This is a genomic window from Actinokineospora sp., from assembly GCF_050699995.1.
In the GTDB taxonomy this organism is placed as follows: domain Bacteria; phylum Actinomycetota; class Actinomycetes; order Mycobacteriales; family Pseudonocardiaceae; genus Actinokineospora.
The window spans coordinates 1-9,316 of sequence record NZ_JBOHGC010000505.1; the positions used below are offsets into that span (position 1 = coordinate 1).

A 9,316-nucleotide genomic window follows, 5' to 3' on the forward strand; every position below is an offset into this window, starting at 1 on the left:
GGACCGCGGTGCGCGGTCCAGGTCCGGCGGAACCGAGGATCGGGTGGTTCTCAGATGGTGAGTGGCCAAGTGTCGATCCTGCCGGTGTACCGCTCGCCGAACCTTCTCGTCGGCAGCAGGGCGCCCACACCCCGGGGCATGCGGACTGGACGTGCCGACCGTGTCCCGCGTGCCCGCCGCGATCCGGCGCTCCACAGTGGACGACATGACCGTCCGAGGATTGGTGACCGCGATGCCTGAGCAGGAAAGCACTTCGACGCCGCAATGCTGGTGTTGTGGCGATCAGTACCCGGAATCAGAGCTGGTGCGCTTGGGCGAACACCCCGAGGTCGGCATCTGCCTCGACTGCGCGCGATCGCTGCGCCGACGCGCCAACGCGCGGTATGACGAACGGCGCCCTTCGCCCGCCGCTCGGCTGCGCGCCGCGACCGACGCCGTTCGTCAAGCCGTGATCAGGAAGGGATGGCACGAGCGCGGCACGGTGGGCGCGTTATTGCGTCGTATCGACCGGCATCTGCCGTAGGCCTCGTCCGACCGCCTGGCGCAGTCGTCCAAGGCGGCACGTGACGACTGCGGGTGGCCGACGCCTACGAGGGCTACACCGGCTACCTCGACTCGTGGAGCCTCACCTGCTGATCACCATGCAGGCGGTTCGGCGGTGACGTCACCACTCCCAGCGCATTCCCCAGACACCCACCGACGCATTGGTGAACACCGTGTGGACCTGGCCGTGCGAATTCACGGTGAGTTCCCGGAGGTCTTCCAGCGGATCGGCGTGGTTGGGCGCGTGCACCGAGAAGCAGCGTCGCGGCCGGAGCGACTGGTCGAACGTGGCCTGGGCGATGAAGGTGCTCACGGGCGCCCAGAAGGCCCTGGTGTGCTGCAGCGCTCGACCGTGGGAGTGGAACCGGGTGGTCTGGTCGACGATGATCGTCTCGCCCGGGGGGAGTTCGTGGTCGAACTCCAGCTTGCACACCAGGTAGCCGCTCTCCGGGTCCCACCGGCGGTCCACCAGGGACGCTCCGCGGAAGGTGGTCTCGGGCATCTCGGGGTCGGGATGCTCGACCCACGAGATGTCGAAGTAGTGCCTGGTCGGTGCGGTCGCCCGCATGACCTGCCGGGTTTTGAGCGCGCGTTCGACGCCGTCCGCGTCGAACTCGACGTGGTCGTCGACGGCGACGTAGCGCAGCGTCTGGTACTCGGGCATCCGCAGGTAGGTGGCCAGCCTGGGCAACTCGTCGAGCGGCCACAGGTCGAGCACGGGCGCGCCGGGGGCTTGGTCGGCGGGCGGCCGTCCACGCGGTCTCGGGGGTGGCAGCAGCGCGATCAGCGAACCCGCGGGCACCCGCAGGACGCCTTCGAGGGCGATCAGGGCCTCGATCGAGTCGTGTCGCTCGGGTTGCCTGCGGCCGGTCTGCCAGTAGCTCAGGGTGGCCGTGCTGACGGTGATCCCGCGGGCCGCGAGGTGCGCGCGAAGCCGTTCGAGGCTCAGCCCCCGTGTTCTGATCGCGAGACCAAGTGCGTCGTGGAACCGCACCGCCGCCATTGCCGCGCCGGTGTCCTCGCTCATCCCGGTGCGCCCTTCGATCGCGTGCAGATCCGAAGAGCATAAGCCGACGCCGCGCGGCCCGCAGCCGTCAACGGGTTTCCCTCGAATCCAGTGAATCCCCGAGGGGTGACGGTGGCCGACCGCCCTGCTTAACCTCTGTCCACACACACCACCTCCCCCTGCTGAGGTAACAGATGCCATCACGAGGAATCCCGCGTACCCCCGCCGCGCTGCTCGTCGCGGGATTACTCGTGGCCGGTGCGGCGATCGCGCCCGCCCAGGCCACCGCCAACCTCGCCCAGCCTGGTGCGGCGACCGTCGACGCGCTGGACACGGCCGAGCGGTACGACCAGTTCATCGTCAAGTTCCGGGCCGGGACCGGGCCGAAGCAGGAGCCCGGCCGCCGCGCCGACGCGTTCCGCGCCGCGGCGCCCCCGGGCGTGGAGGTCTCCGAGTCGAGGACGCTCGCGGTCGGCGCGCAGGTCGTGCGCACGTCACGCCCGCTGGGCAAGGGCGACGCGGAACGTCTCATCCGGGCGCTCGCCGCGCGCGGCGACGTGGAGTACGCGGAGCCCGACGTGCGCGCGGAGGCGGCGCTGGTGCCGAACGACTCCCGGTACGCCGACCAGTGGCACTACCAGAGCGGGCCGGGCGGGGCGCGGCTGCCGGTGGCCTGGGACTGGGCAGACGGAGACGGGTCTGTCGTCGCCGTGTTGGACACCGGGGGCAGCGCGCACCCGGACCTCGACGCCAACACCGCGGCCGGGTACGACTTCATCAGCGACTCAGCCGAGGCCCGCGACGGCGACGGACGCGACGCCGACGCCGCGGACCAGGGCGACTGGACACCCGTCGGGGCCTGCGGACGCAACGACGACGGCAGCCCTGACCCGGCGTCTCCTTCGGACTCCTCGTGGCACGGCACCCACGTCGCGGGCACGATCGCCGCGGTCAGCGACAACAACGCAGGCGTCGCCGGCGTGGCGCCGCGCGCACGGGTGCAGCACGTCCGTGTGCTGGGCCGCTGCGGTGGCACCACCGCCGACATCGTCGACGGCATCGTGTGGGCATCCGGCGGCGCGGTACCGGGCGTCCCGGCCAACACCACCCCGGCGCACGTGATCAACATGAGTCTCGGCGGGTTCGGGCCCTGCACCCGGGTGTACCAGGACGCGATCGACTCCGCCGTGGGGCGGGGCACGTCGGTCGTGGTCGCGGCGGGCAACGACAACCGGAACGCCTCGCAGGACTCGCCCGGCAACTGCTCGCGCGTCATCAACGTGGCAGCCTCGAACACCCAGGGCGCCCGGTCGTACTACTCCAACTTCGGCCCGGTCGATCTCACCGCGCCCGGCGGCGAGATCGCGACGAAGACACTCAGCTTCTGGCTCTGGGCGAGGACCGACGAGACCGCCCCGGCGGCGATCGACACCCTCGACGTGCAACTCACCACGCAGGCGGGCACCGTGCTGCAGACCCTGGCCACCTACTCGAACACCGACGCGACCGGCGGCTATGTCAAACGCTCGGTCAGCCTGACACCGCACCTGCGTGACCGGACCGGCCAGACGCTCGCGATCAGGTTCGTCGCACGGGAGAACAATGGCCTCGCGACCAGCTTCATCATCGACGACGTGACCCTGAACGACGGCGCCACACCCAACCGGCTCACCAACCCGAGCTTCGAAGCCGGTCAGCTGGGCTGGACGGCCGGGCAGGGCCTGATCGGGAACTGGCCGGACGCCCCGGCCCGGACAGGAACCTGGAAGGCGTGGCTCGGCGGCAGCGGCAGCGCGGGCACGACCACCATCGCGCAGCAGTTCCTGGTCACCGCCGTCAACGAGCACCACGGCGTGCTGTCCACGATCAACACCGGTGCCACGGTCCCCGTCCAGCCCGGCTACCGATACATGGACGGGACGAGCATGGCCGCCCCGCACGTCGCCGGGGTGATCGCCCTGATGCTCGACGCCGACCCGGACCTCACCCCGGCGCAGATCGAAGCGCTGCTCAAGGAGACGGTGCGCCCGCTGCCAGGAGCCTGCTCCGGCGGCTGTGGCGCCGGGCTGCTCGACGCCCGGGAGGCCGTCGACGCCGCCGGGAGCGGCCAGGCGCTGACCAACCGCGGGTTCGAGTCCGGCGCCACCGGGTGGACCGCGGACCCGGGGGTGATCACCACCAGCGGGCTCGCCGCGCGCACCGGGACCGGAAAGGCACTCCTCGGCGGCGACGGGACCGAGCGCACCGAGCGGCTGTCCCAGCGGGTCACCATCCCGGCCGACAAGACCATGGCGTTCCTGCGGTTCTGGCTGCGGGTGGACACCTTGGAGACAGAGAACGTCGTCTACGACACCCTGCGGGTCGACGTGGTCGACTCGGCAGGCCGGACCACGACCCTCGGCACCATGTCCAATGTGGACAAGTCGTCGGGCTACGTGCGGGTGAACTTCGATCTCTCCGGGTACGCGGGCCAGACGATCACGCTCCGCTTCACCAGCGAGGAGGACTCCAGCCTGCGCACCTCCTTCGTGCTCGACGACACCTCGGTGACCGTGTCGTAGACCCGGAAACTCCGTCAGGTCCGAGTGCCCCGCCGACCGGCGGGGCACTCGGCTGGCCTCAACCGCCAGACGCGTTGCCCGCTCACGCAACTCCTCCGGGTACTTCCGTGGTGCCGCCATGACGGTGAATCCTGCGGGTGTTCGATGTCTCCATCAAACCCGGGGCGCACCGATCGGCCTCCGCAAGCGCGCCATGTCACCGTCGAACCAGTTCGGTGAACCACCGCTCCCCCTGATGAGCAAGCCAACCAACCTCAAACCCAGCAACGCGAGCAGCAGCGGGAACCGCATCGGCACCCAACATCGCCCAGTCGAACCAGGGCCCGGTACGGGTGCGCCGAGCCAGCCGCGCCCGCGACGGACGCAGGCCAATGCCAGGCCGTTGGGCTTCGATCAGCGCGGAACCACCTGAGGCCGGCAACTGCCGCAGTCGGCGCGGCAACCGCACAGGGTCGCCGCCGATGCCGATGTTGCCGTCGGCGAGCAGGATGTGTCGCCAGTGGCCTTCCCTGGGCAGCGGGCCGTAGACATCGCGCCGCAGAGCTGTCGCGCCGCCGGCTCGGGTCATGGCGACGGCGATGGGTGAGACGTCCACACCGAGGGCAGGCACGCCGCGGCGGATGAGTGCGGCGGTGAGTCTGCCGGGGCCGCATCCGACGTCGAGGGTGGGGCCCGCGCACCGGTCGAGCATGATCTCGTCGGCTGGGCAGGCGGCGGCGCGCCAGCGGTCAGTGGACAGTTCGACGCGTTCGCCGGTGGCCAGTTCCAGCCAGCACACGGTGTCGCGCAGACTTGGGCCGAAGATGTCGTTCATACGGCCGCCCCGACGCGGGCGAGTGCGGCGGCGAAACGGGTCCCGGGGATGTCCGCGGCGACCCTCGTGGCGTCGGCCATGGTGTCCACATCGGACAGGGCAGGCAGATCGCGCACAGTCAGGCCGTTGTCCCGCAGGGCGCGCAGGGTTCGGGCGCCGGTGTCGGGCCTGGAGGTGGGGATGAGCCGCAGGATCTCGGCGTGGGCGGGGTCGCGCAGGCCCAGCGCCCACCAGCCGCCGTCGTCGGCCAGGCCGATGGCGGCGTCGGCGTTGTCGAGGTGGGTGGCCGCTTCGGTGAGGAGCTTGGGGGTGATCTGCGGGGTGTCCATACCGATCTGGACCACGCGGCGCCCGGGGAAGCGGGCGGCGGTGTCAGCGTGGGCGGCGGCGAGCCGGTCAGGGAAGTCGGCGCCGCGTTGCGGGATCACCGTGCAGCGCCGTAGCAGTTCGGCCAGTTCCCACGCTCGGCGCGCGTCGCGCAGGGAGCCTGCGAGGGCGACCACGGGGATCGTGGCGGGGGTGGCCAGGACCGCGTCGAGGGTGTCGAGCAGGGCGGCCGCGGCGAGGTCGGCGGCCTGGTGCGGGGTCGCAGCGGGACACAGCCGGGTCTTCGCCTGCCCGGGAACGGGTGCTTTGGCGAGCACGAGCACGCAGGTCATCGCAGCACCCCCGCCATGTCGCGGATCGCGCGGGCGGTGCCGCGCACCGAACCCGACACCTTCGACTTCGTGCCCTTGGTGCGCGGCCGGTAGGCGACGTCGAGTTCGATGACGGTCCAGTTGGCCTGGGCGGCGAGCAGCAGCAGTTCCAGCGGGTAGCCGAAGGCGCGGTCGCGCACGCCGAGGTCAAGCAGGTCGGTGCGCCGGACCGCGCGGGCGGGGGCGATGTCGGAGACCGGGAGTCCGCGTCGGCGCAGCAGGGCGGCGAGCACGGCGTTGCCCGCGCGGGCATGCCATGGCCAGGCCCCGGGGCCGGTGGGGACGCGTCGGCCGACGGCGAGCCGGGTGCGGTCTAGTGCGGCGACCAGGGCGGGCAAGTCCCCGGGGTCCAGGGACCCGTCGGCGTCGAGGAAGCACACGACGTCGGTCTCCGCGTGTTCCAGGCCCGTGTGCACGGCCGCGCCGTAGCCTTTGCGCGGTTCGTGCACGACGGTCGCGCCGCAGCGGGCGGCCACCTCGGGTGATCCGTCGACCGATCCGTTGTCCACCACGATCGCCCGGTAGCCGGCGGGCAGCGCGGCGAGCACGCCGGGCAGGGCGGCGGCTTCGTCCAGACAGGGGAACACAACATCGACCGGGTCCATGAGCTGACGGTAAGTCCGCCGCGGACGGTCGGGAACCGTTGCGGTGCTTACCAAATCATGACGTCGGCGCAGATCTTACGAAGTGCTGACGAACCCGCTCGGCGTCAAGCGGGTACCCAGAGCGCCGGTTATGGTCGGACCGGTGTCCGCCCCCGCGCCACCGCGCCCGAGCCTGTCCGACCACCGCTCCGACCTGCTCGTCGCAGCGGGAGCGCTGCTGTTGGTCGCCGTGGCGGCGGGCGTGGGGTGGGTGTTCGGGATCCGTCTGTTCGGTGACCGGCATTTCCCGGGTGCGCCCTCGACGTTCGGTGAGTGGCCGGTGCTGGGTGAGTGGCTCCCCCACGTCGGGCCCGGCACCCCGGCCGCGGTCTTGCTGGCGGCCGGCGCGGTCCTGTGGGGTCCGGCGCTGGTTGCCCGGCTCAGCATGCGTGCCGCGTTGGCCCTCGGATACGTGTTCGCGGTCGCGTGGACGTTCGCCCTGGCCATGGTTGACGGGTGGGACCGCGGGGTAGCCACTCAACTGACGTCGCGGGACGAGTACCTGGCCGCGGTCCCCGGGATCACCGATGTCTCGGTCATGCTGCGGACGTTCACCGGCCGCATCCTCGACTTCCAGCCGGACTCCTGGATCACCCACGTCGCCGGGCACCCGCCGGGCGCGACGCTGGTGTTCGTCGGCCTGGACCGGGTCGGGCTCGGCGGCGGGGCGTGGGCGGCGGCGGTGTGTGTGCTCGTGGGGGCGCTTGTCGCGGTGGCGGTGCCGGTGGCGCTGGCGGGGGTGGGCAAGCCCGGTGTGGCCCGCTCGGCGGTGCCGTTCGTGGCGCTGTTCCCGGGTGCGGTGTGGATGGGTGTCTCGGCGGACGCCCTGTTCGCGGGGGTGACCGCGTGCGGGGTGGCGCTGCTGGTCCTCGGCGCGCGCAGGCCGGTGGCGGCGGTGGCGGGTGGGGTGGTGCTCGGGTTCGGGCTGTTCCTGTCCTACGGGCTGGTGCTGATCGGTGTGGTCGCGTTGGCGGTCGTGGTCGGCAATCGGGACTGGCGTGGGCTGGCGTTGGCGGCGGTCGGCGCGCTCACCGTGGTGGGGGTGTTCGCCGCCGCGGGGTTCTGGTGGTCCGACGGGTATGACCTGGTGGTCGAGCGGTACTACCAGGGCATCGCGAACGACCGCCCGTATGCGTACTGGGTGTGGGCGAACCTGGCGTGCCTGGTGCTCGCGGTCGGTCCGGCGGCGGTGGCGGGGCTGCGGCGGGGTCGGGCGGTGCCGGTGGTGGTGTGGGCGGCGGTGGCCGCGGTGGCGCTGGCGACGCTGTCGGGGCTGTCGAAGTCGGAGGTGGAGCGGATCTGGCTGCCGTTCGCGGTGTGGGTGGTGGCCGCGGCCGCGGTGCTGCCCGCCCGTTCGCACCGGTGGTGGCTGGCGGCTCAGGCTGTGACCGCGCTGGTGGTCAACCATGTGCTGCTCACGAACTGGTGAGTTCTGACGGTTGTCTTACGCACCTTCGCGACTGGGGGCGGGGCGCGGTGTGTGGTCGTAGCGTCGACCGCATGCGAGTGTTGATCACCGGTGGCGCCGGTTTCGTCGGGTCCCATGTCGCCGACCTGATGGTCGAGCAGGGCCACGACGTCGTCCTGCTCGACAACCTGCTCCCGCAGGCCCACGGGTCCGGCCAGGTCCCGCAGTGGTCCCGGGACCTGGTGCGCGGCGATGTCCGCGACCCGGACGTGCTGGCGCGGGTGCTGCGCGGGGTGGACGTCGTGTGCCACCAGGCGGCGATCGTCGGGCACGGTGTCGACCCGTCCGACGCGCCGGAGTACGCCTCGCACAACGACTTCGGCACCGCGGTGCTCTTGGCGGCGATGCACCGGGGCGGAGTTCGCAGGCTGGTGCTGGCCTCGTCGATGGTCGTCTACGGGGAGGGCCGCTACGAGTGCGCCGAGCACGGTGTCGTGCGGCCCACCGCGCGCCGTCAGACCGACATCGACGCGGGCCGGTTCGAGCCGGGGTGCCCGCGGTGCTCGTCGCCGCTGGTGTCGCGGCTGGTCCCGGAGGACGCGCCGTTCGACCCGCGCAGCACCTATGCCGCGACGAAGGCGGCGCAGGAGTACCTGGCCTCGGCGTGGGCGCGGCAGACCGGCGGGCAGGTGTGGGCGTTGCGGTACCACAACATCTACGGTCCCCGGATGCCGCGCGACACCCCGTATGCGGGGGTCGCGTCGCTGTTCCGGTCCTGTTTGGAGCGTGGGGAGGCGCCCACGGTCCTGGAGGACGGCGCGCAGCGGCGTGACTTCGTCCATGTCGCCGATGTGGCCATGGCCAACGCGCTGGCCGTGGCGACCGCGGTCGACCCGGGGACGCTGGTGCCGGTCAATATCTGCTCGGGCACCCCGCACACGGTCGGGGACATGGCGATTGAGCTGTCGAAGGCGTGCGCCGGTCCCCCGCCGCGGGTGGTCGGCGGCGCGCGCCCGGCCGACGTCCGGCACATCGTGGCCGACCCGAGCGCGGCGCGCGCGCTGCTCGGGTTCACCGCGAAGGTGCCGTTCAGCGTCGGGGTCCGTGAGTTCGCCACGGCGCCGCTGCGCCTGTCCATGGGGTGACAGGACCCGGATCTCGGCGCTGGGCGGGCCGGTCCACGACCTGCACCTGATTGTCAACCCGACCGCGATCGGCGCGGGCATGCCCGTCTTCCCCGAGGGCGCGTGCCAGCAGCTCCAGCTCGTCGGCGCGCACCCTGTCAAGTGCGGCATCACCGCGATGCACTACCAGCCGACGAGCTCTGGTGACCGAGGTGAGCGACGCCTGCCTGTGCGCCGTGGATCCACTATGGCGAGACGGAGTGCCCTGAGGACGGGGAAGAGGACCACCAGGACTGGGATCGGACGGACGTGGCGACCTTCGCGATCGAGGGCGACACGCTGACGGTGTACCAGGATCCGCGATGGCCCAGCCACTACATCGCTGACTCAAGCTAGCCGGACCTTCCTGGCTTTCTTGATCGTTTGGCGTGTCGTCCTTGCTGGCACTGGAGAATCCAGCATCCAGGGTGTATTACCTAAACGTGCCCTCGATCGTCGGTAAACGCATCAGCGGGAAG

General features: G+C 71.6%; 8 protein-coding genes. 4 read left to right on the plus strand and 4 right to left on the minus strand.

The features are described 5' to 3' along the window. Positions 1-169 precede the first annotated feature (169 nt). The gene (locus ACRDSQ_RS25315) at positions 170-523 is read left to right on the plus strand and encodes a hypothetical protein (protein WP_431424464.1); all 354 of its coding nucleotides are present in this window, start codon (positions 170-172) and stop codon (positions 521-523) included. Positions 524-664: 141 nt separating this feature from the next. Here ACRDSQ_RS25315 and ACRDSQ_RS25320 read toward each other — a convergent pair whose 3' ends face one another. Further along, positions 665-1,570 (minus strand): helix-turn-helix domain-containing protein, encoded by a 906-nt coding sequence (locus ACRDSQ_RS25320; protein WP_431424465.1) that lies wholly within the window; start codon positions 1,568-1,570, stop codon positions 665-667. Positions 1,571-1,743: 173 nt separating this feature from the next. Here ACRDSQ_RS25320 and ACRDSQ_RS25325 point away from each other — a divergent pair, with 173 nt between their 5' ends. Beyond that, a complete protein-coding gene (locus ACRDSQ_RS25325) occupies positions 1,744-4,110 on the plus strand; it encodes a S8 family serine peptidase (protein ID WP_431424466.1) in 2,367 nt (788 codons plus the stop codon). Positions 4,111-4,306: 196 nt separating this feature from the next. On the opposite strand, the gene ACRDSQ_RS25330 is transcribed toward ACRDSQ_RS25325, so the two are convergent. The 3 genes from ACRDSQ_RS25330 to ACRDSQ_RS25340 are packed head-to-tail and all read right to left on the minus strand — an operon-like array spanning position 4,307 to position 6,227. Further along, positions 4,307-4,924 (minus strand): methyltransferase domain-containing protein, encoded by a 618-nt coding sequence (locus ACRDSQ_RS25330; protein WP_431424467.1) that lies wholly within the window; start codon positions 4,922-4,924, stop codon positions 4,307-4,309. Next, a complete protein-coding gene (locus tag ACRDSQ_RS25335; RefSeq protein WP_431424468.1) occupies positions 4,921-5,583 on the minus strand; it encodes a TIGR04282 family arsenosugar biosynthesis glycosyltransferase in 663 nt (220 codons plus the stop codon). Before ACRDSQ_RS25335 ends, ACRDSQ_RS25330 begins: the two co-directional genes overlap by 4 nt. Continuing rightward, entirely contained in the window at positions 5,580-6,227 is a 648-nt protein-coding gene (locus ACRDSQ_RS25340) for a glycosyltransferase family 2 protein (RefSeq protein ID WP_431424469.1), read from the minus strand. The genes ACRDSQ_RS25335 and ACRDSQ_RS25340 overlap by 4 nt, the downstream gene beginning before the upstream one ends. Positions 6,228-6,357: 130 nt before the next feature. Here ACRDSQ_RS25340 and ACRDSQ_RS25345 point away from each other — a divergent pair, with 130 nt between their 5' ends. Together ACRDSQ_RS25345 and ACRDSQ_RS25350 are read left to right on the plus strand one after the other, a co-directional pair. Further along, positions 6,358-7,695, plus strand: coding sequence for a hypothetical protein (locus ACRDSQ_RS25345; RefSeq protein WP_431424470.1), 1,338 nt, complete (start codon positions 6,358-6,360; stop codon positions 7,693-7,695). A gap of 71 nt (positions 7,696-7,766) precedes the next feature. Continuing rightward, positions 7,767-8,819, plus strand: a complete 1,053-nt coding sequence (locus ACRDSQ_RS25350) for an NAD-dependent epimerase/dehydratase family protein (RefSeq protein WP_431424471.1) — start codon at positions 7,767-7,769, stop codon at positions 8,817-8,819. Positions 8,820-9,316: the final 497 nt, after the last annotated feature.

Excerpts from the sequence above, each read along its gene's own strand:
- ACRDSQ_RS25320 (WP_431424465.1), bottom strand. The coding sequence starts at position 1,570 with ATGAGCGAGGACACCGGCGCGGCAATGGCGGCGGTGCGGTTCCACGAC.
- ACRDSQ_RS25325 (WP_431424466.1), top strand. The coding sequence starts at position 1,744 with ATGCCATCACGAGGAATCCCGCGTACCCCCGCCGCGCTGCTCGTCGCG.
- ACRDSQ_RS25330 (WP_431424467.1), bottom strand. The coding sequence starts at position 4,924 with ATGAACGACATCTTCGGCCCAAGTCTGCGCGACACCGTGTGCTGGCTG.
- ACRDSQ_RS25335 (WP_431424468.1), bottom strand. The coding sequence starts at position 5,583 with ATGACCTGCGTGCTCGTGCTCGCCAAAGCACCCGTTCCCGGGCAGGCG.
- ACRDSQ_RS25340 (WP_431424469.1), bottom strand. The coding sequence starts at position 6,227 with ATGGACCCGGTCGATGTTGTGTTCCCCTGTCTGGACGAAGCCGCCGCC.
- ACRDSQ_RS25345 (WP_431424470.1), top strand. The coding sequence starts at position 6,358 with ATGGTCGGACCGGTGTCCGCCCCCGCGCCACCGCGCCCGAGCCTGTCC.
- ACRDSQ_RS25350 (WP_431424471.1), top strand. The coding sequence starts at position 7,767 with ATGCGAGTGTTGATCACCGGTGGCGCCGGTTTCGTCGGGTCCCATGTC.